22 protein-coding genes are annotated in these 25,254 nt (G+C 64.8%); 11 read left to right on the top strand and 11 right to left on the bottom strand.

Annotation, left to right across the window (positions count from 1 at the left end; translation table 11 throughout):
• Positions 1-65 precede the first annotated feature (65 nt).
• The 8 genes from SOM61_RS06540 to SOM61_RS06505 all read left to right on the top strand — a co-directional run bounded on the left by SOM61_RS06540 (position 66) and on the right by SOM61_RS06505 (position 7,965).
• Positions 66-1,085, top strand: a complete 1,020-nt coding sequence (locus tag SOM61_RS06540) for an ATP-grasp domain-containing protein (RefSeq protein WP_320473344.1) — start codon at positions 66-68, stop codon at positions 1,083-1,085.
• On the top strand, positions 1,082-2,269 hold the full coding sequence (locus SOM61_RS06535; protein ID WP_320473343.1) for a phosphoribosyltransferase domain-containing protein: 1,188 nt from the start codon (positions 1,082-1,084) through the stop codon (positions 2,267-2,269). Before SOM61_RS06540 ends, SOM61_RS06535 begins: the two co-directional genes overlap by 4 nt.
• Positions 2,247-3,011 carry a hypothetical protein gene (locus tag SOM61_RS06530; RefSeq protein ID WP_320473342.1) on the top strand — a complete coding sequence of 255 codons (765 nt, stop codon included), beginning with the start codon at positions 2,247-2,249 and terminating at the stop codon, positions 3,009-3,011. Before SOM61_RS06535 ends, SOM61_RS06530 begins: the two co-directional genes overlap by 23 nt.
• Positions 3,008-4,111, top strand: a complete 1,104-nt coding sequence (locus SOM61_RS06525; protein ID WP_320473341.1) for a cysteine protease StiP family protein — start codon at positions 3,008-3,010, stop codon at positions 4,109-4,111. Before SOM61_RS06530 ends, SOM61_RS06525 begins: the two co-directional genes overlap by 4 nt.
• On the top strand, positions 4,104-5,018 hold the full coding sequence (locus tag SOM61_RS06520) for an HpcH/HpaI aldolase/citrate lyase family protein (RefSeq protein WP_123069925.1): 915 nt from the start codon (positions 4,104-4,106) through the stop codon (positions 5,016-5,018). The genes SOM61_RS06525 and SOM61_RS06520 overlap by 8 nt, the downstream gene beginning before the upstream one ends.
• The gene (locus tag SOM61_RS06515) at positions 5,015-6,337 is read left to right on the top strand and encodes a TerD family protein (RefSeq protein ID WP_320473340.1); all 1,323 of its coding nucleotides are present in this window, start codon (positions 5,015-5,017) and stop codon (positions 6,335-6,337) included. Before SOM61_RS06520 ends, SOM61_RS06515 begins: the two co-directional genes overlap by 4 nt.
• Before the next feature lie 405 nt (positions 6,338-6,742).
• The gene (locus tag SOM61_RS06510) at positions 6,743-7,102 is read left to right on the top strand and encodes a transposase (protein WP_320473339.1); all 360 of its coding nucleotides are present in this window, start codon (positions 6,743-6,745) and stop codon (positions 7,100-7,102) included.
• Complete coding sequence (locus SOM61_RS06505) at positions 7,030-7,965, top strand: IS3 family transposase (RefSeq protein ID WP_320473426.1); 936 nt, start codon at positions 7,030-7,032, stop codon at positions 7,963-7,965. The genes SOM61_RS06510 and SOM61_RS06505 overlap by 73 nt, the downstream gene beginning before the upstream one ends.
• 267 nt (positions 7,966-8,232) lie before the next feature.
• On the opposite strand, the gene rpsJ is transcribed toward SOM61_RS06505, so the two are convergent.
• From rpsJ to SOM61_RS06475, 6 genes are all read right to left on the bottom strand, one after another.
• Positions 8,233-8,547: a 30S ribosomal protein S10 gene (rpsJ, locus tag SOM61_RS06500; RefSeq protein WP_136219921.1), complete on the bottom strand. Its 315-nt coding sequence runs from the start codon at positions 8,545-8,547 to the stop codon at positions 8,233-8,235.
• A 190-nt stretch (positions 8,548-8,737) separates the two neighbouring features.
• Complete coding sequence (gene tuf, locus SOM61_RS06495; protein ID WP_320473338.1) at positions 8,738-9,928, bottom strand: elongation factor Tu; 1,191 nt, start codon at positions 9,926-9,928, stop codon at positions 8,738-8,740.
• A gap of 74 nt (positions 9,929-10,002) precedes the next feature.
• Positions 10,003-12,108, bottom strand: coding sequence for an elongation factor G (gene fusA, locus SOM61_RS06490; RefSeq protein ID WP_320473337.1), 2,106 nt, complete (start codon positions 12,106-12,108; stop codon positions 10,003-10,005).
• A gap of 129 nt (positions 12,109-12,237) precedes the next feature.
• Positions 12,238-12,708 carry a 30S ribosomal protein S7 gene (gene rpsG / locus SOM61_RS06485; protein WP_137172371.1) on the bottom strand — a complete coding sequence of 157 codons (471 nt, stop codon included), beginning with the start codon at positions 12,706-12,708 and terminating at the stop codon, positions 12,238-12,240.
• 137 nt (positions 12,709-12,845) lie between these two features.
• Entirely contained in the window at positions 12,846-13,229 is a 384-nt protein-coding gene (rpsL, locus tag SOM61_RS06480) for a 30S ribosomal protein S12 (RefSeq protein ID WP_005663517.1), read from the bottom strand.
• Positions 13,230-13,504: 275 nt separating this feature from the next.
• Positions 13,505-14,386, bottom strand: coding sequence for a LysR family transcriptional regulator (locus tag SOM61_RS06475; RefSeq protein WP_147936211.1), 882 nt, complete (start codon positions 14,384-14,386; stop codon positions 13,505-13,507).
• A gap of 104 nt (positions 14,387-14,490) precedes the next feature.
• Here SOM61_RS06475 and metE point away from each other — a divergent pair, with 104 nt between their 5' ends.
• Entirely contained in the window at positions 14,491-16,770 is a 2,280-nt protein-coding gene (gene metE, locus SOM61_RS06470) for a 5-methyltetrahydropteroyltriglutamate--homocysteine S-methyltransferase (RefSeq protein ID WP_320473336.1), read from the top strand.
• Positions 16,771-16,775: 5 nt separating this feature from the next.
• Here metE and SOM61_RS06465 read toward each other — a convergent pair whose 3' ends face one another.
• The 5 genes from SOM61_RS06465 to SOM61_RS06445 form a co-directional block, all read right to left on the bottom strand.
• Complete coding sequence (locus SOM61_RS06465) at positions 16,776-17,738, bottom strand: alpha/beta hydrolase (RefSeq protein ID WP_320473335.1); 963 nt, start codon at positions 17,736-17,738, stop codon at positions 16,776-16,778.
• Positions 17,735-17,965, bottom strand: a complete 231-nt coding sequence (locus SOM61_RS06460; protein ID WP_320473334.1) for a hypothetical protein — start codon at positions 17,963-17,965, stop codon at positions 17,735-17,737. Before SOM61_RS06460 ends, SOM61_RS06465 begins: the two co-directional genes overlap by 4 nt.
• Positions 17,966-17,986: 21 nt before the next feature.
• A complete protein-coding gene (locus SOM61_RS06455) occupies positions 17,987-18,478 on the bottom strand; it encodes a hypothetical protein (RefSeq protein ID WP_320473333.1) in 492 nt (163 codons plus the stop codon).
• Between the two features lie 80 nt (positions 18,479-18,558).
• Positions 18,559-19,608 carry an AraC family transcriptional regulator gene (locus SOM61_RS06450; RefSeq protein WP_320473332.1) on the bottom strand — a complete coding sequence of 350 codons (1,050 nt, stop codon included), beginning with the start codon at positions 19,606-19,608 and terminating at the stop codon, positions 18,559-18,561.
• Positions 19,605-20,468 (bottom strand): GGDEF domain-containing protein, encoded by an 864-nt coding sequence (locus SOM61_RS06445; RefSeq protein WP_320473331.1) that lies wholly within the window; start codon positions 20,466-20,468, stop codon positions 19,605-19,607. The genes SOM61_RS06450 and SOM61_RS06445 overlap by 4 nt, the downstream gene beginning before the upstream one ends.
• Positions 20,469-20,758: 290 nt before the next feature.
• On the opposite strand from SOM61_RS06445, the gene SOM61_RS06440 reads away from it, so the two are divergent.
• Positions 20,759-23,290: a TonB-dependent receptor gene (locus SOM61_RS06440; RefSeq protein WP_320473330.1), complete on the top strand. Its 2,532-nt coding sequence runs from the start codon at positions 20,759-20,761 to the stop codon at positions 23,288-23,290.
• On the top strand, positions 23,290-25,128 hold the full coding sequence (locus SOM61_RS06435; RefSeq protein ID WP_320473329.1) for a phytase: 1,839 nt from the start codon (positions 23,290-23,292) through the stop codon (positions 25,126-25,128). The genes SOM61_RS06440 and SOM61_RS06435 overlap by 1 nt, the downstream gene beginning before the upstream one ends.
• Positions 25,129-25,254: the final 126 nt, after the last annotated feature.

The raw sequence follows: 25,254 nt of genomic DNA, 5'->3' as shown, positions 1-25,254 counted from the left end.
CGCGCCGCCCGGCGCGGACCCTGCAACGCCACGCCAGTGGCCGATCACCCATCAAGAGAGCCCACATGCGCGTCTGGTACAACAGGACGTTTTCGTCCGTGAATGCGGCGATCAAGCTGATCCGCGAGGCCGATACCGAAGGCCGTTTCACCATCGTCCACAGCAACGCCAACCGCCATGCGCCGGCCGCGCGCCTGGCCCATGAATTCCACGTCGAGCCCACTGGCCTGAAAGGCGACGCCTACGTCGACTGGTGCCTCACGTTCTGCCGCGACCACGCGATCGACGTCTTCGTGCCGGGCCGCGAAGCCACCCTGCTGGCCGCCGAACATGCGCGCTTCGCAGATGTCGGCACCCGCGTGCTCAGCGCCGCGCCGCCAGCGCAACTGAAACGCATCCACGACAAGGCCGATTTCTATGCCGCGACGGTGCTGCCGGACGCGCCGGTGGCGGCCTTCCGCCCCTTCGAGACCCTGGAGCAGTTCGACGCCGCCTATGCAGAACTGCGCCCGCAGCATGCGAAGCTGTGCGTCAAGCCGGCGCACGGCATCTATGGCCTGGGCTTCGCCATCATCGACGAGGAACGCAGCAGCGCCGCGCTCCTGATGAAAGGCGTCGAATACCATATCGGCTACCAGGACCTGCGCCGCGGGCTGGGCGAACTGGACTCCTTTAATACCATGCTGCTGATGGAATTCCTGGACGGCCCCGAATACAGCGTCGACTGCGTGGGCGACCATGGGCGCCTGGTGGCGGCCGTGGTGCGCCGCAAACTGCCGCAAGCCGGCAGCGGCCAGCTGATTGACATGCGCCAGGACATCCTGGATGCGACCGCGCACCTAGCCGCCGACTACCAGTTGAATGGCGTGTTCAACGCCCAGTTCCGCGAAGGCGGCGGTCGTCCGCGCCTGCTGGAGATCAATCCGCGCATGTCGGGCGGGATCGGCATGGCCTGCCTGGCCGGCCCCAACCTGCCCTACATCGCACTGCGCGGCTTTGCCGAAGGCTATGAGGGTCTGGAGATTCCCGCGCCGCGCCACGGCATGCGCGTGGCCGAAGTCAGCGTCGCGACGGAGCTGGCATGAACGCGCCGCTCCCGACGCCTGTTCAGCGTATCGAGCTCCCGACCGGGACACTTGACCTGCGCATCGACAGCGGCGCATCCGAACTCGACGCCCTGCTCGGCTTTGCCGCGCGCGCCAACGCCAAGCGCGGCTTCCTGTTCCTCAGCAAGGTGCTGGGCAAGCACTGGCCGGCGCAGCCGATCGACATGCTGATGGTGCACGAGCGCCTGGCCGCGACCGTGCCGCCGCTGGGCGGCGCGGTGCAAGGCCCGGTGGTGTTCATCGCCATGGCGGAGACCGCGATCGGGCTGGGCCAGGGCGTGTTCGAAGCCTGGCTGCGCGCCCATCCGGGCCAGCAGGCGCTGTTCCTGCACACCACCCGTTACCGGGTCGGCGATGGCCCCCTGATCGAATTCGAGGAAGCGCACAGCCATGCGCCGCGCCAGTTCCTGCACACGCCCCTGGAGCCGGCGCTCCGAGATCTGCTGCTGGCCGCGCGCACCCTGGTGCTGGTCGACGACGAGGCCAGCACCGGCAATACCTTCGTCAACCTGGCCGCAGCCTGCCGCCGCCTGAATCCAGGCCTGGAGCGGGTGCACCTGGCCACCATCACCAATTTCATGGGCCGCGCCGCGACAGAGGCGCTGGACGCCCGCTTCGGCATGCCGACTACCTGCGGCGCGTTGGTCGAGGGCGAATTCAGCTTCGCGCAAGGCCCCTTGCCGCCCGACCAGGGCGTGGCGCAGCGCTATGAAGAAGACGCCGACCGCGGCGCCAGCGCCGCCTTCGGCCGCCTAGGCACGGCGCGCGCATTGAGGACGCCGGAGCAGCTGGCGGCGCGCCTGGCCGGTGAGTTTGCTCCCGGCAGCCGGGTGCTGGTGCTGGGCACCGGCGAATTCATGCACGTCTCGACCCTGTTTGGCGCCGCCCTGCAGCGCCAGGGCGTCGACGTGGTGGTGCAGTCGACCACGCGCTCGCCGATCCTCACCTGGGGCGCGGTGAACCATGCATTGACCTTCCCCGACAACTACGGCGAAGGCATTGCCAATTACCTGTACAACGTCGCGCCGGGCCAGTACGACCACGTGCTGGTCTGCCACGAGACCGCGCCCGGCCCGGCGCTGTTCACGCTGGCGCGCCTGCTGCAGGCGCGCCTGTTCCACTTCCAGTCCGAGGACCACGTTGAAGAAGTTCCTGTTCGCTGACCTGGACGACACACTGTTCCAGACCTTCGGCAAATGCGGCGCGCACCGGGACATCCCGGACGCGCTGGCGCCGGCCGCCTATTACAAGGACGGCAGCATCTGCTCGTACACGACGCCGGCCCAGCGTTCCTTCCTGGCCCTGCTGCAGGACGGAATGACGATGATCCCGACCACCGCGCGCGACCTCGACGGCCTGCGCCGCGTGTCCCTGCCGTTCGACAGCTACGCCGTCATCAACTACGGCGGCGTGGTGCTCGAGCCGGGCGGCGCGGTCGATCAACCCTGGCTGGACGGCATGCGCACGGCGATGCATGCCGCCCTGCCCGGCCTGCAAGAGCTGGCCGCCCACATCGATGCGCACTGTGCGCGCACCGGCTACGGCGGCCGCGCGCGCATGATCGAGGATTTCGCCACCCCGTTCTTTTTGGTGGTGAAGGATCCGGACAAACAGGCCGAGCGCCTGGCGCCGCTCGAGGAGGACGTGGTGCGCCCCTGGATCGCCGACGGCGACCGCGACTACTTCATCCACCGCAACGGCAACAACCTGGCCATCTTGCCGAAGGCGCTGAACAAGGCCAACGCGGTGGCCCACATCACCGCGCGCTTGAAGCGCGAATTCGGCGAGATCGTCACCTTCGGCATGGGCGACAGCCGCTCGGACGCGCGCTTCATGGCCGCCTGCGACTACGCCATCATCCCGCGCGGCACCCAGCTCGCCGGCATCACCGTGGGGGCGCTGTGAGCGACTGGGAAGACTTCTCCGGCAGCTACCGCAAGGGCGAGGTCAGCTTCCTGCTGCGCCGCCTGGCGCAGGAAGGCTTCGTCGACGTCGCCGAGAAGGAAGCGCTGATCCAGAGCGGCCAACGCCACTACAGCCAGATGCTGTCGCCCGAATCAAAACCGTCCGCGCGCTACATGGCATTGTTCGACGAGGCCTGCCGCGCCAACAATGCGCGCATGGCGCGCGACTGCCTGCGCCTGGCCCGCCTGATCGCCGCGCGCCCGCTGCACCGGCTGGCGCTGGTGTCGCTGGCGCGCGCCGGCACGCCGGTCGGCGTGGTGGTTGCCCGCCTGCTGCGCGAGCTGTTCGGGCGCGACGCCGTGCACTACTCGGTGTCGATCGTGCGCGACCGCGGCATCGACGCCGCCGCCCTGCGCCACATCCTGGCGCATGGGCACCAGCCCGATTCCATCGTCTTTCTCGACGGCTGGACCGGCAAGGGCGTGATCGCGCGCGAGCTGGCCAGCTCGATCGAGGTGTTCAACGTGCGCCACGGCACCCATATCGACCCCGGCCTGCACGTGCTGTCCGACCTGGCCGGCGCCGCCGCCTGCGCGGCCTCGTGCGACGACTACCTGATCCCGTCGAGCATCCTCAACGCCACGGTGTCGGGCCTGGTAAGCCGCACCGTCATGAGCGACGACATGCGCGCCGACGACTTCCACGGCTGCGTGTTCTACCAGCAGTTCGCGGAAGTGGACCGCTCGCAGGCGTTCGCCGACGAGCTGGTGGGGCTGGCGCTGGCGTTGGCGCAATCCGACACGCTGCCGCGAACGGAACCGATCGACGCCGCGGCGGCGCGCGAGCGCTCGCAGACTTATATCGGCGCGGCGATGCGGCGCTACGGCGTCGCCGACGTCAACCTGGTCAAGCCCGGCATCGGCGAAGCCACGCGCGTGCTGCTGCGCCGCGTGCCGCGCCTGGTCGTGCTGCGCGACCCTGCCGCCACCGAGGTGGCGCACCTGGCCGTGCTGGCCGAAGAAAAACAGGTGCCGGTCGAGATCGACCCGCACCTTCCCTATCACGCAGTATCCCTGATCAGGAGTGCATCGGATGGCTAAATCACTGGGCGCGTCGCTGTACGTGCCGGCCAATCACAAGAACCTGACCGCGATCGCCAACGGCGATCGCCTGCCGCACGCGCGCTCGCTGATCTTCTGCACCGAGGATTCGATCGCCGATCGGGAACTCTCCTGGTCGCTGTTCAACCTGTCGGTGGTGCTGGCGAATATGCGCCTGGACGTGGCGGCCGACCGCTTCGTGCGGGTGCGTAATCCCGAAGTGCTGGCGCGCGTGCTGGCCATGCCGGGCGCCGAGAAGCTGACCGGCTTCGTGCTGCCCAAGATCACGCGCCACAATTTCGACAGCTATTACAAGCTGGTGCGCCACACCGAACACGTCTTGATGCCGACCCTGGAGACGGCCGAGGCCTTCGACGACGGCGAGATGCAGGGCCTGCGCGCCGCGCTGGAGGCGCCGGGCGTGCGCCACCGCATCCTGGCGCTGCGCATCGGCGGCAACGACCTGCTGGCCCTGCTCGGCCTGCGCCGCCCGCGCGGCATGACCCTGTACCGCACGCCGCTCGGGCCGGTGATTTCGCGCCTGGTGACGACCTTCCGTCCCTACGGCTTCATGCTGACGGCGCCGGTGTTCGAATACCTCGACCTGCCCGAACTGCTGGACCAGGAAGTGATCGAAGACCTGGCCCACGGCATGGTCGGCAAGACCGCGATCCACCCGACCCAGATCGCGGCGATCGAGCAGCACTTCAAGGTGACGCCGCAAGACCTGGCGGTGGCGCGCGCCATCCTCGACGCCTCGAGCCCGGCGGTGTTCCGCATGGACGACGCGATGCAGGAGGTCGCCACCCACCGCGCCTGGGCCGAGCGCACCCTCGAGCAATCCCGCCTGTTCGGCTCGCGCGCCGAACTGGGCCACAAACCATTCCTGGAAGGAGAACCCTCATGACTACTCAATTTGGACGCGGCCAGAAAGGCAAGCTGGCCGACCTCGGCACCGGCAACGTCTTCAACGTCGACGTCGAGATCGCCGCCAACGGCGCCTCGGTCGACGTCTCGTGTTTCGGCCTGGACGCCAACGACAAGCTGTCGGACGACCGCTATATGGTGTTCTACAACCAGCTGGCCAGCCCGGAAGGCGCGGTGCGCCTGGACCTGGGCGGCGGCCGCGCGCGTTTTGCGGTGAATCTCGACTTGCTGCCCAGCTCGATCGCAAAGCTCGTGTTCGTGGCTGCGATCGACGGCGCGGCCACCATGCGCACCCTGGGCGCCAGCTCCCTGTCGCTGGGCAGCGCCGTGCGCTTCCCGTGGTCGGGCGCCGACTTCGGCGACGAGAAGGCCCTGATCGTGGCTGAGATCTACCGCCGCGATGGCCTGTGGCGCTTCGGCGCCGTCGGCCAGGGTTTCAATGGCGGCCTGTCGGCGCTGCTGGCCAACTTCGGCGGGACCGAGGCCGGCTCCTCGACGCCCGCGCCCGCATCCAGGCCTGCTCCTGCTGCCGCACCAACGCCCGCACCCGCGGCACGCACGGTGTCGCTGTCCAAGGTCACGCTCGACAAGCGCGGCGACAAGGTCTCGCTCGACAAGCGCCCCGGCGGCGGCTACGGCCGCATCCACGTCAACCTGAACTGGAACCAGGCCGCGATCGCGCCGCCGCCGGCCTCGCCACCGCCGCCATCGTCGGCCGCGCGCGGCGGCGGCTTCCTTGACCGCCTCACCAGCATGGCGGGCGACCTCGCCAACAAGGCCGGCGAAATGGCCAACAAGGCCGGCGCGGCGCGCAAGGGCCGCAGCGGCATCGACCTCGATCTCGGCTGCATGTACGAACTGGCCGACGGCCGCCGCGGCCTGGTGCAGGCGCTGGGCAACACCTTCGGCGACTACGAGCGCGAACCCTTCATGCAACTGGATGCCGACGACCGCACCGGCGCCGCCGCCAATGGCGAGAACCTGTTCATCAACGGCGAGCGTTTCGACCAGATCAAGCGCGCGGTGATCTTCTCCTTCATCTACGAAGGCGCGGCCAACTGGGCCGTGACCAATGGCGTGGTGACGGTGACTGCGCCGGGCCAGGCGCCGGTCGAAGTGAAACTCGATGGCGGCGACCGCCAGATCATGTGCGCGATCGCGCTGATCGAGAACCGCGGCGGCAACCTGGTGATCACCAAGCTGGCGGAGTACTTCCAGCAGCAGGGCATGACCAGTGCGCACGAGCTGATGGACCGCCATTACGGCTTCGGCATGCGCTGGAAGACGGGTAGTAAATAAGCGGGCAGTAAATAAGTCTGGTACGACAGGGCTGCTACCACCTGCAGCCCTTGCCGGTGATGGTGTCGATGGCGAGAGGGACCAGGAGCAGGATATTGGCCTTTTCGCCGCCGGCATACTTGGTCTGGCAATCCGGGGCCTTCGCCCTTCTCACCGCACGCGACAGCGCGCTGTCATCGCTGGCGCGTAGCGGTTCCAGTGCGACCTGACCGCGTTCGCTGTCCGCCTGACGCGCTGGACGTCGTACCGGTGAGCGTGGCGCGACAGCCGGCCGAGGGTCGGCGGGAGCGGCTGCTACGGGCACTGGCATCCTCGAAGCCAGGGTCACGAAGCTAGGGTCAGGTTGAGATGATCCGGATTTCATGGACTTCCGAATAGGGGACAATGTGCCCCGGGAGGATTTACATGACAAACAAGAAGTTGCCATCGAAGCGGGAGATCGTTCCCGCTTCATCCGAAGCCACCCCTCGCAAGCGGACCACCTATACCGATGAGTTCAAACGGACGACGGTAGCGCGGCTGCATTCGGGAGAGCAAAGCGCCACCGACTTGGCCATCGAACTGGGTATTCGCCGCAACATGCTCTACAAGTGGGCCGACAAGATCGAAAAGCAAGCGCCAGACAAGAAGCTGCGCGCGCCTGGCAGGCCAGCCACTGACGAGCTGAGCGAAATCGAGAAGTTGCGGCGCGAATTGGCCAAGACTCAAGAGGAGCTGGCCATCCTAAAAAAGTTCGATGCGTACTTAACTCGCCTAAAGAAGTAAAGTACGCATTCATCGACGAGCATCGCAACGAGTTTCCTGTGAAGGCGCTGTGCGATGGTCTCGAAATCAGCCGCAGCCTGTATTACGCGTACAAGAAGGCCACACCAAGCCTTCGTAGTCAGGAAGATCTGGCTTTGCGCGTCGAAATCGTCAGGATCAACGCAGCGCATCGCTGGGCGCCTGGCGCAGTCAAGATGTGGCGTTTGCTCAATGCCGAAGGCATCAAATGCGGCAAGCACCGCGTCAGGAGGCTGCGCAAGCTGGAGAATATCCAGACGTCTCGCATCAAGCGTTTTCGCGCCATTCAGGCGATGCAGCGCGTGCAGCCGCCAGCACCGAACCTGGTCAAGCGTCGCTTTGACGTCACCGCACCAAACATGATTTGGGTTGGCGACATGACAGCCATGCGCACCAAGGAAGGGTGGCTTCATCTGGCCATCGTACTGGACCTGTTTGCCCGTCGTGTCGTCGGTTGGGCGATGGATGCCACGCAAGCGACGACCTTGCCCATGGCCGCCCTGAACATGGCACTGGCACAGCGAAAGTCTAGGGCAGGATTGATCTTCCACAGCGACCAGGGAACCGTCTATGGATCGAACGATTACCGTGAATTGCTGCAAGCGAACGGCGTGCGGCCCAGCATGAGCCGCAAAGGCAATTGCTGGGATAACGCTGTTGCAGAGAGCTTTTTCTCGAACCTGAAGAACGAGGCAATGCACGACCGCCTCTTTGCATCCAGGGCCGAAGGAATGGCAGTGGTGAACGACTACATCGAGACGTACTACAATAAGCAGCGATTACATCAAACCTTGGGCTATCAAACGCCTGCCGCCGTCGAAGCCGCATTCCGTGTGCCTAAATAACTGTCCAGAAAGTCCGGACCACCTCAGGTCTGACATTTGAACACGAACTGAGCTTTCAAAAGCGTTTGTTGTCGAGGCCGTGTCTAAATGTCAGCCCTGACCCCGTCGTTTGTGATGACCCCGTCGTTTGTGCCCCCATCGTTTGACCCCGCCGTTGCGTCACTGGACCAGTCCAGGCGTCGCAAATGACAAGGGCCGGATCCCCGCGAACGGTCGATCCGGCCCTTGCAGCGCTGGCGGAAGCATCCGCCGGCACTTGATTTTGTATTACTGCAGCTTGATTTCGACGTCGACGCCAGCTGGCAGGTCCAGCTTCATCAGTGCATCAACGGTCTTGTCGGTTGGGTCCACGATGTCCATCAGACGCTGGTGCGTACGGATTTCGAACTGGTCGCGCGAGGTCTTGTTCACGTGTGGCGAACGCAGCACGTCGAAACGCTGGATGCGGGTTGGCAGTGGGACTGGGCCCTTGACGACGGCGCCGGTACGCTTGGCGGTGTCAACGATTTCCAGAGCCGATTGGTCGATCAGCTTGTAGTCGAATGCTTTGAGGCGAATACGGATTTTCTGGTTAGCGGACATGCTATTTCCTTTAAAGAACGTTCCGGCTGTTTGCCGGCAATGTGGTCAAGTCACTTCGGTACTGCTCAAGAGGCGGGAGTATAGCATCGTTCCCGCTCAAACAGATGGGGACAGACCAAAAAGTCTGTCCCCATCGTTGTGCCGGCAAGACGCTCCGGAGAGCGCCTACCTGCAATCAAGGCCTGATGAATTAGGCGATGATTTTTGCAACAACGCCGGCGCCGACGGTACGGCCGCCTTCGCGGATTGCGAAGCGCAGACCTTCTTCCATCGCGATCGGAGCGATCAGCTTGACGGTGATCGAGACGTTATCGCCTGGCATGACCATTTCTTTGTCTGCTGGCAGTTCGATCGAACCGGTCACGTCAGTCGTACGGAAGTAGAACTGAGGACGATAGTTGTTGAAGAACGGGGTGTGACGGCCGCCTTCGTCTTTCGACAGGACGTAGATCTCACCGGTGAAGTGGTTGTGCGGCTTGATCGAACCTGGCTTTGCCAGGACTTGACCACGTTGCACGTCTTCACGCTTGGTACCGCGCAGCAGCAGGCCGACGTTGTCGCCAGCTTGACCCTGGTCCAGCAGCTTGCGGAACATTTCCACGCCGGTGCAGGTGGTTTTCACGGTGTCGACGATACCGATGATTTCGATCTCTTCGCCGACTTTGACAACGCCGCGCTCGACACGACCGGTCACCACGGTGCCGCGACCCGAGATCGAGAACACGTCTTCCACTGGCATCAGGAAGGCGCCGTCAACAGCGCGCTCTGGCGTTGGGATGTAGGTGTCCAGGGCTTCTGCCAGACGGGCGATGCACTCTTCGCCCATTTCGCCTGGCTGGCCTTCGAGGGCCATACGTGCCGAACCCTTGATGATTGGCAGGTCGTCGCCTGGGAACTCGTACTTCGACAGGAGTTCGCGGACTTCCATTTCGACCAGTTCCAGCAGTTCTGCGTCGTCGACCAGGTCGCACTTGTTCAGGAACACGATGATGTATGGAACGCCAACCTGACGCGCCAGCAGGATGTGCTCGCGGGTCTGTGGCATTGGGCCGTCAGCGGCCGAGCACACCAGGATCGCGCCGTCCATCTGCGCAGCACCGGTAATCATGTTCTTGATGTAGTCGGCGTGGCCTGGGCAGTCAACGTGCGCGTAGTGACGGTTTTCGGTTTCGTACTCGACGTGCGCGGTGTTGATGGTGATGCCGCGTGCTTTTTCTTCCGGAGCCGCGTCGATCTGATCGTAGGCCTTGGCTTCGCCGCCGAATTTCTTCGACAGGACGGTAGCGATTGCAGCCGTCAGGGTGGTTTTACCGTGGTCAACGTGACCGATGGTGCCGACGTTGACGTGCGGCTTGGTCCGTTCGAATTTACCTTTTGCCATTTCCAGATTCCTTTAAGAGAAACGATATATTTGTTTAACTGGGGAGACGGGACGTCCCATCTCCCCATTATCTATTACTTGGACTTCGCGGTGACGATGGCGTCAATCACGTGCTTCGGAGCTTCCGAATAGTGCTTGAATTCCATCGTGTAGGTCGCGCGGCCCTGGGTCGCCGAACGCAGCGAGGTCGAGTAACCGAACATTTCCGACAGTGGCACTTCGGCTTTGATGATCTTGCCGCCGCCGCCTGGGATTTCGTCCATGCCTTGCACCATACCGCGACGCGACGACAGATCGCCCATCACCGAACCGGCGTAGTCTTCTGGCGTTTCGACTTCCACGGCCATCATCGGCTCGAGGATGACCGGGCTGGCTTTACGGCAGCCGTCTTTGAACGCCATCGAACCGGCCATGCGGAACGCATTTTCGTTCGAGTCGACATCGTGGTACGAACCGAAGGTCAGGGTGACTTTGACGTCGACCACTGGGTAACCGGCCAGCACGCCCGAAGTCAGGGTCTCGCGCACACCTTTTTCGACTGCAGGGATGTATTCGCGTGGAACCACACCGCCCTTGATCGCGTCGACGAACTCGAAGCCTTTACCTGGCTCTTGCGGCTCGATCGACAGGACTGCGTGACCGTACTGACCACGACCGCCCGACTGCTTGACGAACTTGCCTTCGACGTCGGTGACTGCCTTGCGGATGGTTTCGCGGTATGCAACCTGTGGCTTGCCGACGGTTGCTTCCACGTTGAACTCACGCTTCATGCGGTCAACGATAATTTCCAGGTGCAGCTCGCCCATACCACCGATGATGGTCTGGCCCGATTCTTCGTCGGTACGCACGCGGAACGACGGATCTTCTTGTGCCAGGCGGTTCAGCGCCAGGCCCATTTTTTCCTGGTCAGCCTTGGTCTTTGGCTCGACAGCCTGCTGGATGACCGGCTCAGGGAAGACCATTTTTTCCAGGGTGATGACAGCCGAAGGGTCGCACAGGGTTTCGCCCGTGGTCGCTTCTTTCAGGCCGACTGCAGCGGCGATGTCGCCGGCACGGACTTCCTTGATTTCTTCGCGCTGGTTAGCGTGCATCTGCAGAATACGACCCAGGCGTTCCTTCTTGCCCTTGACCGGGTTGTAGACGGTGTCGCCCGAATTGATCATGCCCGAGTAGACGCGGAAGAAGATCAGCTGGCCCACGAACGGGTCGGTCATGATCTTGAATGCCAGCGCCGAGAACTTCTCGTTGTCATCGGCCTTACGGGTGACCACTTGGTCATCTTCGTCGGTACCGGCGACTGGTGGGATGTCGATCGGCGATGGCAGGTATTCGATCACGGCGTCGAGCATGGCTTGCACGCCCTTGTTCTTGAACGCGGTGCCGCACATCATCGGGACGATTTCCGATGCGATGGTGCGCTGACGCAGGGCAGCCTTGATCTCGGCTTCGGTCAGGTCGCCTTCTTCCAGGTACTTGTTCATCAGCTCTTCGCTGGCTTCAGCAGCGGTCTCGACCAGCTTCTCGCGCCATTCGTTGGCTTGATCGACCAGTTCCGCAGGGATGTCGCGGTAGTCGAACTTCATGCCTTGCGATGCTTCGTCCCAGATGATTGCTTTCATCTTGACCAGGTCGACCACGCCCAGGAAGTTCTCTTCCGCGCCGATCGGAATTTGCAGAGGGATCGGGTTTGCCTTCAGGCGAGCGCGCATCTGCTCGTAGACCTTGAAGAAGTTCGCGCCGGTACGGTCCATCTTGTTGACGAAGGCCAGACGTGGAACTTTGTACTTGTTAGCCTGGCGCCACACGGTTTCCGACTGTGGCTGCACGCCGCCGACTGCGCAGTAAACCATGCAGGCGCCGTCGAGCACGCGCATCGAGCGTTCGACTTCAATGGTGAAGTCAACGTGGCCCGGGGTGTCGATGATGTTGATGTGGTGAGGCTCGAAGTTACCGGCCATACCTTTCCAGAAGCAGGTCGTCGCTGCCGAGGTAATGGTAATGCCGCGCTCTTGCTCTTGCTCCATCCAGTCCATCGTCGCTGCGCCATCGTGCACTTCGCCGATCTTGTGGTTGACGCCCGTGTAGAACAGGACGCGTTCGGTGGTGGTGGTTTTACCAGCATCGATGTGAGCCGAAATACCGATATTGCGGTAGCGCTCGATGGGGGTCTTGCGTGCCATAATTTTTCCTAAATCTTTGAATGGACAAAACCGAGCAACATCTTGACGATCAAAATGAGCTCGGCCTGAACAACAGATACTGCAAGGACATTAGATTGGGGCAAAAAGCCCCAAGCCAAGTCCTGATGCTTAGAAGCGGAAGTGCGAGAACGCCTTGTTCGCTTCTGCCATGCGGTGGACTTCGTCACGACGCTTCATCGCGCCGCCGCGGCCTTCAGCCGCTTCCAGCAGTTCACCACCCAGACGTTGCGGCATGGATTTTTCGCTGCGCTTGTTTGCGGCTTCGCGCAACCAACGCATGGACAGCGCCATACGACGAACCGGACGAACTTCCACTGGCACCTGGTAGTTGGCGCCACCGACACGGCGGGATTTGACTTCCACCAGCGGTTTAGCGTTGTTGATCGCGGTCGTGAACACTTCCAGCGGGTCTTTGCCCGACTTGGATTGAATGTGTTCGAATGCACCGTAGATGATGTTTTCTGCAACCGACTTCTTGCCGGACAGCATCAGAACGTTGACGAATTTGGCGACATCGGTGTTGCCGAATTTTGGATCCGGCAGGATCTCGCGCTTGGGTACTTCACGACGACGTGGCATTTCAATTCCTTCCTGTCTTCAGTTGAGTGCGGATTCCGCACTCGCGAAAGGTCCTCATGACCCTTCACTTACTCGGCCTTGCGGCCGGCTCAACTTATCTAATTAATGTGACGTGTCAATGACACGCACCTCGAAGATTACTTCTTCGCAGCCTTGGCACGCTTGGCGCCGTACTTCGAGCGCGCTTGCTTACGGTCTTTGACGCCCTGGGTATCCAGTGCACCGCGAACCATGTGGTAACGCACACCTGGCAAGTCTTTCACACGGCCGCCGCGCAGCAGCACGACACTGTGTTCTTGCAGGTTGTGGCCTTCACCGCCGATGTACGAAATGACTTCGAAACCGTTGGTCAGGCGCACTTTAGCGACTTTACGAAGTGCCGAGTTAGGCTTCTTCGGGGTGGTGGTGTACACACGGGTGCACACGCCACGTTTTTGCGGGCAGTTTTCCAGTGCCGGCGACTTGCTCTTCACAACCGCGGCTTCACGCGGCTTGCGAATCAGTTGATTGATGGTTGGCATCGTTCCTAATCCAACAAAATTGCTACTGAATTGACGACCCGGGACGGCGAACATGCTGGCCCGGGGACTAAACCTAGTCCCGTAAGAACTGACAGCGGAGGCGACGAAAGCCACTCAACGAAAGGAGCGGCTGCGAATGCGTATACGATGTGCAGAATAAAAACGAGAACTCGCGAATATACGCCGAATGTGACGACGGGTCAACCTATTTGCTGCCCTGTTAAGTCGTTACCGGCCGCGCGGCCGGTAAACCGTGGCGAATATGCCAGCGTTGCCTATGTACGACGAGCGATGTCGACGAAGGCCTCCAGGTAGGCGGTGCCGGCATCGACCTCGCGCGTGCCCAGGAAGATCTGCTTGAACACGCCCTCGGTCCCGAGCCGCACCGGCGCCACTGGCATCCGGCCCGCGTACTCATCCACCAGCCAGCGCGGCAGCGCCGCCACGCCGCGACCGCTGGCCACCATCTGCAGCATGATGTCGGTGGTCTCGATCGGCTTGCGCTGGCGCGGTGCGCAGCCGGCCGGCAGGAAGAACTGGTTGTAGATGTCGAGCCGCTCGATGTCGACCGGGTAGGTGATCAAGACGTCGTCCGACAGGTCGGCCGGCAGCACATGCGCGCGCCCGGCCAGCCGGTGGCCGCTCCCTACCACCAGCACCTGCTCGTAGTCGAATACCGGCACGAAGTTCAGGCCCGGTTTGAACAGCGGGTCGGGCGTGACCAACAGATCGATCTCGTAGCCGTGCAAGGCCTTGAGGCCGCCGAACTGGAAGCGCTGCTTGACGTCGACGTCAACCTCGGGCCACGCGGCCAGGTAAGGATCCACCACTTTCAACAGCCACTGGTAGCAGGGATGGCACTCCATTCCGATGCGCAGGGTGCCGCGTTCGCCGCGCGCGTATTCGTGCATCAGGCGCTCGGCATGCTCGAGCTGCGGCAACACCCGCTCGGACAGCGCCAGTAGATAGCGCCCGGCCTGGGTCAGGCGCAATGAGCGTCCCTCGCGCGTCCAGACCGGCGTGCCGAGCTGCTGCTCGAGCTTTTTCACCGTATGGCTCAGGGCCGACTGCGTCAGGCACAGCACGTCGGCGGCGGCGGTCAGCGAGCCACGCCGGTCGACCTCGCGAATAAGGGACAGGTGGATGCGTTCGATCATGTCACATGAACAGAATTAATGGATGGATGAAATCATACCAATTTTATTCATGAATCAAGCGGCCTATGATGAACTCATCCATTCTTTACCAGGCTGACACCATCATGACGACCACCCACACCCTCGGCTTTCCGCGCATCGGCGCGCGCCGTGAACTGAAATTCGCCCTCGAACGCTTCTGGAAGGGCGAAGCTACGGCACAGGAGCTCGGCGCCCAGGCGGCACAGCTGCGCCAGCGCCACTGGCAGCAGCAATCGAAGCTCGACTTCGCGCCGGTCGGCGATTTCTCCCTGTACGACCAGGTGCTCGACATGAGCTTCACGCTCGGGAACGTGCCGGAACGCGCTCACAGCCACCATGGCGATGCGCTTCACTCCTATTTCCGCGTCGCGCGCGGCCGCAGCCAGGGCGACCACGACCACGCCTGCGGCGGCGTCCATGCCGGCGAAATGACCAAGTGGTTCGACACCAACTACCACTACATCGTCCCCGAGTTCGGCGCCGACACCAGTTTCAGGCTCGACACCGCGCGTCTCGACGAACAGCTGGCCCAGGCGCGCACGCTGGGCGTCAAGGCGAAGCCGGTGATCGTCGGTCCCCTGACTTATCTGTGGCTGGGCAAGGCCAAGGATGGCAGCGACCGGCTCGACCTGCTGCCACGCCTGCTGCCGGCGTATGCCGAGCTGCTGGCCTGGTTCGTCACGCAAGGCATCGAATGGGTGCAGGTGGACGAGCCGGCGCTGGTCACCGAACTCGATGCGCGCTGGCAGGCCGCTTATGCGAGCGCCTACGACACGCTCCAGCACAGCGGCGCCAGGCTGCTGCTGGCGACCTATTTCGGCCGTCTGGAAGATAACCTGGCGCTGGCCTGCGCGCTGCCGGTCGATGGCCTGCACCTGGACGCGATCAATGCCCGCGCCGAGATCGCGCCGGTCATCGACGCCCTGGGCCAGGACAAGGTGCTGTCGCTGGGCGTGATCGACGGCCGCAATATCTGGAAGACCGACCTGCACGCGACGCTCGAATGGCTCGAGCCGGTGCAGCGCCAGCTGGGCCAGCGCCTGTGGATCGCGCCATCGTGCTCGCTGCTGCACGTCCCGGTCGACCTGCAGAACGAGACGGCGCTCGATCCCGAGATCCGCGCCTGGCTGGCGTTCGCCGTGCAGAAGCTGGAAGAACTGCGCATCCTGGCCCATGCGCTCGACCATGGCCGCTCGCAGGTGCAGCTCGAACTGGTCGAGAATGCCGCCGCGATCGACCGCCGGCGCGCCTCGAAGCGCGTGTCGAACCCGGAAGTGGCGCAGGCTCTGGCCGCGATCACTCCTCAGCTGGGCCAGCGTGCCAGCGGCCACGCCGAACGCAGCCTGAAGCAGGCCGCCCTGCTCCAGCTGCCCAGCTATCCGACCACCACCATCGGTTCCTTCCCGCAGACGGCGGCGATCCGCCAGGCGCGCAACGCGCATAAAAAAGGCGAACTGGATGCGGCGGCGTATGAAGAAGCGATGCGCGGCGAGATCGCGCGCTGCGTGCGCGAGCAGGAAGCGCTGGGACTGGACGTGTTCGTGCACGGCGAGGCCGAACGCAACGACATGGTCGAATACTTCGGCGAACAGCTCGACGGCTATGCCTTCAGCCAGAACGGCTGGGTGCAATCCTATGGCTCGCGCTGCGTAAAACCGCCGATCCTGTTCGGCGACGTGCGCCGGCCGCAGGCGATGACGGTCAAGTGGACCACCTATGCGCAATCGCTGACCGACAAGCCGATGAAGGGCATGCTGACCGGCCCGGTGACGATCCTGAACTGGTCCTTCGTGCGCGACGACCAGCCGAGGTCCGTGAGTTGCCGCCAGCTGGCGCTGGCCATCCGCGAGGAAGTGCTGGACCTGGAGCGCGCCGGCGTGCGCGTGATCCAGATCGACGAGGCGGCCCTGCGCGAAGGCTTGCCGCTACGGCGCGGCGAATGGAAGGACTACCTGGACTGGGCGGTCGAATCGTTCCGCATCACGGCCAACGGCGTGGCCGACGAGACCCAGATCCATACCCATATGTGCTATTCGGAGTTCAACGACATCATCGGGGCGATCGCCGCCATGGATGCCGACGTGATCACGATCGAGACCTCGCGGTCAAGCATGGAACTGCTGGACGCCTTCGATGACTTCAGTTATCCGAACGAGATCGGGCCGGGCGTCTACGACATCCATTCGCCGAACATCCCGAGCCAGGACCACATCGTGGACCTGATGCGCAAGGCCGCCACCCGCATCCCGGCCGAGCGCCTGTGGATCAATCCCGACTGCGGCCTCAAGACCCGCAACTGGGAAGAAGTGCTGCCGGCGCTGCGCAATATGGTGGCGGCGGCGCACACCTTGCGCGCCGCCTGAGACCCTTAATCGACCTTTTTAAGGAAGTCGCTCACTGCTTTTACCAGCAACGGCGAGACCGGCAAGCTCGGATCGCTGTAGGCCGCGGCCTGCAGCGCCGGGTCGGCCCGCACGTGCTTGAAGATATGGTTCATGCCGGGAATGATGGCCAGGGTCGCATCCGGCTTGGCGCGATACAGGCCATTGGCCTGGGCCACCGCCACCTGGATATCGGTATTGCCCTGGACGATCAGCACCGGCATGGTCAAGGCGGCGATGCGCTCCGACGGCACATACTTGAACCACGAGATCATATAAGGCTGGACACTCGGCCGGTACAGGGTCATGAGCGCAGGCGGCACCTGGTCGACCGGCGTGCCTTTCTCGAGCGATGCGAGGATGCGTTCGCTCTCCTTGTCCAGTTCGGGCGGCAACTTGCCGGCCAACTGCTTGCGCAGGACGGTGGACGGGCCATCGGCGATGCCGGCGATCGAGACGAAGGCCGCGGCGCCGGCCTGCTGCGCCGCCAGCATGCCGATCAGGGAACCTTCGCTGTGGCCGATCACGGCCACCGAGCCGAAGCGCGGGTCGGCCTTCAGCCTGGCGATCCAGGCCGCGGCGTCTTCCACATAGTTCTCGAAGCGCAGTTCGGATTCGGTCGGCCCAGCCGGCAGGCTGGCGCCAACGCCGCGCTTGTCGTAGCGCAGCGAGGCGATGCCCTCCCCGGCCAGCGCCACCGCCAGCATCCTGAGGCTGTCGTTGCGACCCGGGATCAGGGGGTTGTTGCCATCGCGGTCGGTTGGGCCGGAACCGGCGATGATCAAGGCGACCCGCGGCTTGCCCTCGAGGGCGGCCGGCAATTGCAGGGTGCCGGCGATGCGGCCGGTCGGTGTGTCGAGATCGATGTGTTCTTCACTCGTTTGGGCCGACGCGATGCCGGCGGCCAGGAACAGCAGCAGGGTGGCGATGACGCTGGTGGCGGATTTCATGCGCGCCCCACTGGGATCGTCCTGGGCGAGACCACCAGTATCACCAGCCAGCCCAGGAAGGCAAAGCAGCGCTGCAAGCCCATGAAACACAGGAACCAGACAGCCCATTGCGCGGCGCCGTATTGGAAGGGCGGGAGTCCGGCCGCGTGCAGCAACCCGATCGTCGACATTACCGTGAGCATGCTCACGGGTAGGGAAAACCACCACTTTTTTTCAAGCTCCGACATAGCACTCCTCATTAATATCATTCACGCCGCCACCGGCATGCCGCGCTGCGCCAGGCAGAAACCCTGGATGCGCTCCAGCGCCGCCTCGGCTTCACGCTGATCCAGCCCCGCCCCGAAATGGTAGCGATGGGTCGCGGTCTCGATCTCGATCCGGCCATGGCCGAAGCCGATGGCATCCCACTTGGCTTCCGGCGTCCACGCTTCCGGCACCGGCAGCAGGCGCACCGCGCGGATCTCGTCGGGCCGGAAGGCCAGCTCGATCGGCGGCAACTCGCCCGCATGGGCGATGTACAGCTCATCCCGGAACACGAAGTTGCGATACAGCGCCCAGGCAGCCACGCTGACGATGGACAGCGCGCAGGCGGTGAAGACGATGACACCGGGCGACAGGTCGCGCCGCGCGCCGCTCGCCAGGCCATAGGCCAGCAGGCAGACGAAGCAAAAGGACATGCACGCGGCAAAGCCGCGCTTCTGGGTTGGACAGACGATATGCAGGACCAGGCTGGCGCTCATTCCTCTTCTTCGAAAACGGCCTTGATTGTGAAAGATACCACTTCTCGAAGAATGGAAGATGCGCGAATTATCTCCTGAGCTTATATTCCGGGCTCCAGCGCACCCGTGAACCAGCCCAGCTCCCCGTCCAGCGCGGCCCGGATCGGCCCCGGCGTGAGGCCGGTCCAGCGCTTGAACGAACGCCGGAAATTGGCGGCGTCATGAAAGCCCAGGTAACGCGCGACCTGTTCGTTGTCGGCCCGTTCGACCTGGAACAGCCACAGCGCCACATGGGTGCGCACCCCGTCCAGCTCCCCCTGGAAATGGGTGTGGTGGCGCAGCAGCTGGCGCTTGAAGGTCGCTGGGCTGATGCCGAAATCGGCCGCCGTGCGCTCCAGCGTCGGCGCCATGCGCACATTTTCCAGAAGGTAGTCGTAGAGCGCGGCCAGGATGCCCGGTGCGCGCGATACTTCCTGCTCGGCCGACTGCAGCGCGAGGCGCGCCGCCATCTCGCTGGCGCGCGGCCACGGCCGGTCGAGCCAGCCGGCGGGCAGCAGCATGGCGTCGAGCTGGCAGCCGAAGCGCAGTTCGGTGCCCAGGTGGACGTGGTGCTGTTCGACGTGGCGCGGCGCGCCGCGGTTGAAGCAGAAGCGCCACGGCAGGCGCTCGCCACCCAGCCAGCGGCATAGCGCCACCACCGCCGTCATGTGCATCTCGACCAGGGCCGGCCGGATGCCGGGCGCGCCATAGGCATCGACCCAGTACAGCAACGCCACGTCGCCCCAGGTCTCGAAGCGCGGCCGCAACAGCGGCGTCAGGCGCGCATGGAAGCGGCACAGCGTCTGCAGCAGCGTGCGCAGGTTCGGCGCCTGCACCAGCGCGTGGCTGGCGGCGCCGTCGTGGCCGGGCAGCAGCAGCTGGCCCAGCATGAAACTGGTGTCGGGGCTGTCCAGGGTGCGCAGGGTGTTTGCCAGCTGCTGCAGGTATTGCGCCGGCGCGACCAGTCCGTCGGGATCCAGGCCGGCTACCAGCCCGGTGTCGCGCAGCAGGTCGGCATCATCCGCATCGCGCGAGCGCCCGTATTCCAGCGCCAGCGCGGGCTGCTGCCGCGCCGGGATCGAGGGTTCTCCGGCTGGCTGCCAGGCGATCACACGGCGTCCATCTGGCGGCACAGGGCGGCCAGCAGTGCATCCGGAGCACCCTGCGCGGGCGCGCAGCCATGGCGCAGGGAGATCCGCACCCGTCCGCCCGCCGCATGGTGGCGCATCGAGGACACCATGCGGCACAGGTGCTGGGCGGCGTCGCGCGCATCGAGCTCCGTCAGGCCCGGCATCAGCACCGCGAAGCGGTCGCCGGCATAGCGGCACAGCAGGTCTTCGTTGCGCAGGTTCAGGAGCAGCATGTGCGCCACCGCCTGCAGCACGCGGTCGCCCTCCGCCTGGCCGTGTTCGCGGTTGATGCGGTGGAATTCATCGATGTCGAACAGCACCAGCGCGCTGACGCCATCACCTTCCTTGTGCCGGCTCTCCAGGCGCAGTTGTTCGCGCAGATAGGCGGCGTCGGCCAGCTGGGTGATGCGGTCGAACGGGCGATGGTTGCGAAACAGCCGTTCGCGCTTGCGCATGTGGTCGGACAGCGTGGCCTGCTCCAGCTTCCAGTAATACATGCCGACGGTAAGGATCAGCATCCCCAGCGGCAGGAGCGACTCCAGCGCGTTGTCCCACAACGCCGCCTTGTCGATATTGACCACCTCGTCCAGGCAATCGGCCCAGGAGCCGAGCATGATGCAGGCCAGGCCGCCGGCCAGCAGGCGTGTGACCAGCCCGTCCGGCCGGCTGGACAGCACGATCAGGCACCACAGCACCGCCAGTAGCGAGGTGCCGCCCTCGCTCGCGATGTCGACCCAGTCCCATTCGGCCATCGGGATCGTCGTGCCGGCGCCGACGAACAGGAAGGCGAAGGCGCCGAGCAGCGCACCGATCAGCAAGGCATGGCGGATGACGTTGGACATGGGGAGAGCGTTGGAGGTGGATCGCCGGAACATAGCGCAGCCAGATGACCGCAGGATGACAGGATGGCAAAGCTGTCGCATCCGGGCACAGGGTCCGAACGGCTCACGGCAAATGGCGTCCCATCGAATTCATCCGGTCGCGCCATGCGTCCTGCGTCATGGGCGGAGGGTCATTTCAGCTCATGGTCGGCTCGACGGGGCTCGACAGGACGCCGGCGGTGGGAGGGCGTCACCAACTCGTCATATTGGGACACCAGAATCCGCCCCACTCCAACTATCTCCTTGCCCCCATGCGCTATCTCGCCCTCCCCGCCATCACCGCCAGCCTGCTGGCCGCTGCCGGCGTCCACGCTGCCCCTGCTTCCGCGCCGGCCGTCGAAACCAGCGTGGTCGTCACCGGCCAGCGCGCCAGCCTGGCGCGCGCCATCGCCGCCCAGGAACAGGCCGACAATATCGTCAGCGTCATCAGCAGCGACGACATCGGCCACCTGCCGGACAAGAACGCCGCCGAGGCGCTGGCGCGCGTGCCGGGCCTGTCGGTCCAGCGCGACCAGGGCGAAGGCCGCTACGTGGTGGTGCGCGGCCTGGACGCCGACTACAACAGCGTGACCATCAACGGCGCCATGGTGCCCTCGCCGGAAGCGACGCGCCGCGCGGTGGCGCTGGACGTGCTGCCGGCCGGCCTGGTGCGCTCGCTGGAAGTGACCAAGTCGGCTACGCCCGACCAGGACGCCAACTCGCTGGGCGGCACGGTCGAGGTCAAGACCCTGTCCGCCTTCGACCTGCCGGGCAAGCTGCTCAGCGTCGGCGTGGCCGCCAGCCACGACACCAATACCGACCAGAACAGCCCCAGCGCCAACCTGCTGTGGGCCCAGCGCTTCATGGACGGCAAGCTCGGCATCGCCGCCGGCCTGTCGGGCGAGAAGCGCAAGTTCGGTTCGGACAATGTGGAAACCGGCGGCGCCTGGGACGGCAAGCGCCTGGAAGGCTTCGAGATGCGCGACTACCTGCCCACGCGCGAACGCCGCGCCGGCGCCTTCAACCTCGACTACCGCCCGGACGCGGCCACCAGCTACGCCCTGCGCGGCTTCCTCAGCCGCTTCTCGGACGAAGAATCGCGCGACCGCATGACCGTGGGCGACTTCGAGAACGACGACGAAAGCGTGGTCGAAGGCGAACTCGCTCCCGCCACCATCGAACGCCGCCTGCGCCAGCGCAAGTACACGCAAGAGATCCGCTCGATCACCGGCTCGATGGACCGCCGCTTCGGCGACGCCTGGAAGATGCACCTGGAGGCCGCCACCAGCCGCGCCACCGACAAGACGCCGAACGCGATCAGCGACGCGCGCTTCACCAACATCGAGAGCTTCGCCGACGTCGGCTTTACCAACACCCGCGCCCCGCACCTGATCGCCCCTGCCGGCGTGGCCGATGCCGCCAACTACGAACTCGATTCGTTCGCGATCGAGCGCGCCTACGCCAAGGACACCAGCCACCAGCTGCGCCTCGACCTGCAGCGCGAATTCGACGCCGGCGACTGGAGCGGCGCGTTCAAGTTCGGCGCCAAGGCCACCCGCCGCGACAAGCGCACCGACACCGACGCCTGGGAATTCGGCAGCGACGACCCGGAAGACGGCGACTACTGGGGCGCCGGCCCGACCTCGATGGCGGCCTTCGTCAATGGCACCCGCATCGACTACCCGTTCGGCAACCTGGGCTACACGCTCGACCCGAACCTGGTACGCGCCCGCCTGGCCGGCCTGAACCGCGACGGCGCGCGCGCGATCGTCGACTCGGCGCTGGACGACTTCAAGCTGCAGGAAGACATCGACGCCGCCTACGTGCAGGCCAGCCTGCGCAGCGGCGCCTGGTCGCTGCTGGCAGGCGTGCGCGCCGAACGCACCCGCTTCAAGGCCGACGGCTCGCAGGTGACGGACGAAGAAGAAATCACGCCGCGCGTCGCAGCGCGCTCCTACACCAACTGGCTGCCGGGCATGCACCTGCGCTATGACATGGACCAGCACACCAGCCTGCGTGCGGCATGGAGCAATTCGGTGGTGCGCGCCAACTTCGCCCAGCTGGCGCCGGGCGTCAGCCTGGATGGCGACGACGAAGCCACGATCGGCAACCCGGACCTGAATCCGCTGCGCTCGCACAACCTGGACCTGGGCATCGAGCGCACCATCGGCGGCGACGGCGTGGTGTCGGCCTATGTCTTCACCAAGGCTATCCGCGACTTCACCTACGCGACCGACCTGGCCGGCCGCGGAGAATGGGCCGACTTCAATAGCGCGATCTCGTATGCCAACGGCGAAAAAGCGCGCGTGCGCGGCATCGAACTGGCCTGGCAGCAGCCGCTGCGCATGCTGCCGGCGCCGTTCAACGGCCTGCTGATCGGCATCAACGGCGCCATCACCCACTCGCGCGCCGACATCGACAGCGCCGATAAGGAAAGCAGTAGCGGCGGCGTGGCTTCGCGCAGCATCCGCATGCCGGGCCAGTCGAACCGCATCGGCAACCTGATGGTCGGCTACGAGTCCGGTCCGTTCAGCGCCCGCCTGGCAATGAACTACAAATCGCCCTACCTGCTCGAACTGGGCGAGGACGTGCTCGACGCGAGCCAGGACCGCTACGTCGACGCCCAGAAGCAGCTGGACCTCTCGATGTCGTTCAAGCTGGACAAGCGCTGGCAGCTGACTTTCGACGCCAGCAACCTGAACAACGAAAAATACTACGTGTACATGGGCGACAAGTCCCGCAACGCGCAACATGAACAATACGGCCGCACCTTCAAGATCGGCCTGAAAGCGAGCATCTTCTAATGAAAAAAATCGTATCCCTGGTTCTCCTCGCCACCCTGCACGCTGCTGCCGCCGCTGCACCGCAAGTACCGGCCTGGCTGGCCAAGACCGAAGCCCTGGCCGCGCTGCCGGGCGGCGCCTGGCTGGCGCTCGACAAGACCGCCCTGCGCCTGGTCGGCGCCGACGGCAGCGAACGCGCCAGCCTGGCCATCCGCGCCGAGCAGCTCGACCTGCGCCCCGTCGAAGGCGGCGTGATGGCCGTGATCATGGATTCCAACACCGAGCGCGTGCAGCCGGTGCGGGTCGACCTCGCGGCCGGCACGCTGAAGGCCTTGCCGCCGATGCCGGAAGCCGGCTTCGGCCTGGAAGCCGCCTGCATGTACCGCGACGCCCAGGGCCTGGACCATGTGTTCATGGTCGGCCCGGACGGCCAGGCGCAGCAGTGGCTGCTGGGCAGCGAGGCGCAGGGCGGCTATCGCCTGGTGCGCCGCCTGGCGCTGCCGACCGCGGTCACCCATTGCCGCGTCGACGATGCCCACGCCACGCTGTTCGTGGCCGAGGAAGGCATGGGCCTGTGGGCCTATGGCGCCGATGCCGAAGGTCCGTCGGCGCGGGTGCCGGTGGCGCTGCGCGCGCCGTACGGCAAGCTGGCCGGCGAGATCGAGGGCCTGGCCGTGCTGCCGGGCGGCGTGGCCGTCCTGGACGAGAAGGGTGACCTGTTGAGCTGGCGCCGCGCCGGCGCGGCCTGGACCGCGCTGCCGGCGCGCGCGCTGGGCGGCAAGCAGCTGGTGGCGCTGGGCGGCGCCTCGCTGCTGGTGCAGACGAAGAAAGGCTGGCAGGCGCCGGCGCTGGCATGGAAGGCCGGCACCCCGCCACCGCGCGCGCTGCCGATCGTGATGCCGCGCATGCAGACCGCGCCGGTCGCGCAACTGGGCGACGCCGCCGACGATCCGGCGATCTGGGTCAACCCGAAGGACGCGACCCAGTCGCGCATCCTCGGCACCAACAAGAAGCAGGGCATGCTGGTGTACGACCTGCAGGGCAAGCAAACCCAGTTCCTTCCGGCGGGCCGCCTGAACAACGTCGACGTGCGCCAGGACCTGCACTTCGGCGACGAGCGCTTCGACCTGGCCCTGGCCACCCAGCGCGACGAGAATTCGATGGTGCTGTTCACGATCGACGCCAAGGGCATGCTGGCCGAAGCGGCGCGCCTGCCGACCGGCCTGAATGACATCTACGGCACCTGCACCTACCGCACCGCAGCGGGCGGCATGGACGCCTTCGTGAACGACAAGGACGGCCGCTACGAGCACTGGCAGATCACCCGCAGCGGCGGCAAGTTCAGCGCCACGCTGGCGCGCCAGTTCAAGGTCGCGACGCAACCCGAAGGCTGCGTGGCGGACGACCGCAGCGGCCTGCTGTTCGTGGGTGAAGAAGACAAGGCGCTGTGGGTGACGTCGGCCAAGGCCGACCAGCCGGCCACGCTCAAGATGGTGATGCCGGTGGGCGAGTGGCTGCACGACGACATCGAAGGCATGGGCATCTATCACGGCGGCAAGCAGAGCTACCTGGTGGTATCGAGCCAGGGCAATAGCAGCTATGTGGTGTTCGATGCGGCCCCGCCGTTCAAGGTGCGCGGCGCCTTCCGGGTCGGCATGGACCCGGTGGCCGGCATCGACGGCGCGTCCGAGACTGACGGCCTGGAAGTCAGTTCGGCCAACTTCGGCGGCCCGTTCGCACGCGGCATGCTGGTGGTGCACGACGGCTTCAAGCGCATGCCCGATGCAGCCCAGAACTACAAGGCGGTGGCCTGGGACGATATCGCCAAGGCCTTGAAGCTGGATGAAGCACCAAAGTAAGTTGGCGTCATTCTTTCGTTAGCATCCGCACGTCGTCCCCACGAAGGTGTGGGGACCCAAGTTTGCCAGCGCACCAGCAGCAGCATCCGTAGTGGCTGATCGAAGGACTTGGGTCCCCGCCTTCGC

The sequence above is a fragment of the Massilia sp. CFBP9012 genome (genome assembly GCF_034045115.1).
GTDB lineage: Bacteria > Pseudomonadota > Gammaproteobacteria > Burkholderiales > Burkholderiaceae_D > Telluria.
The sequence above is the reverse complement of the archived record's forward strand: the minus strand, read 5'-3'. Positions and strand labels throughout refer to the sequence as shown.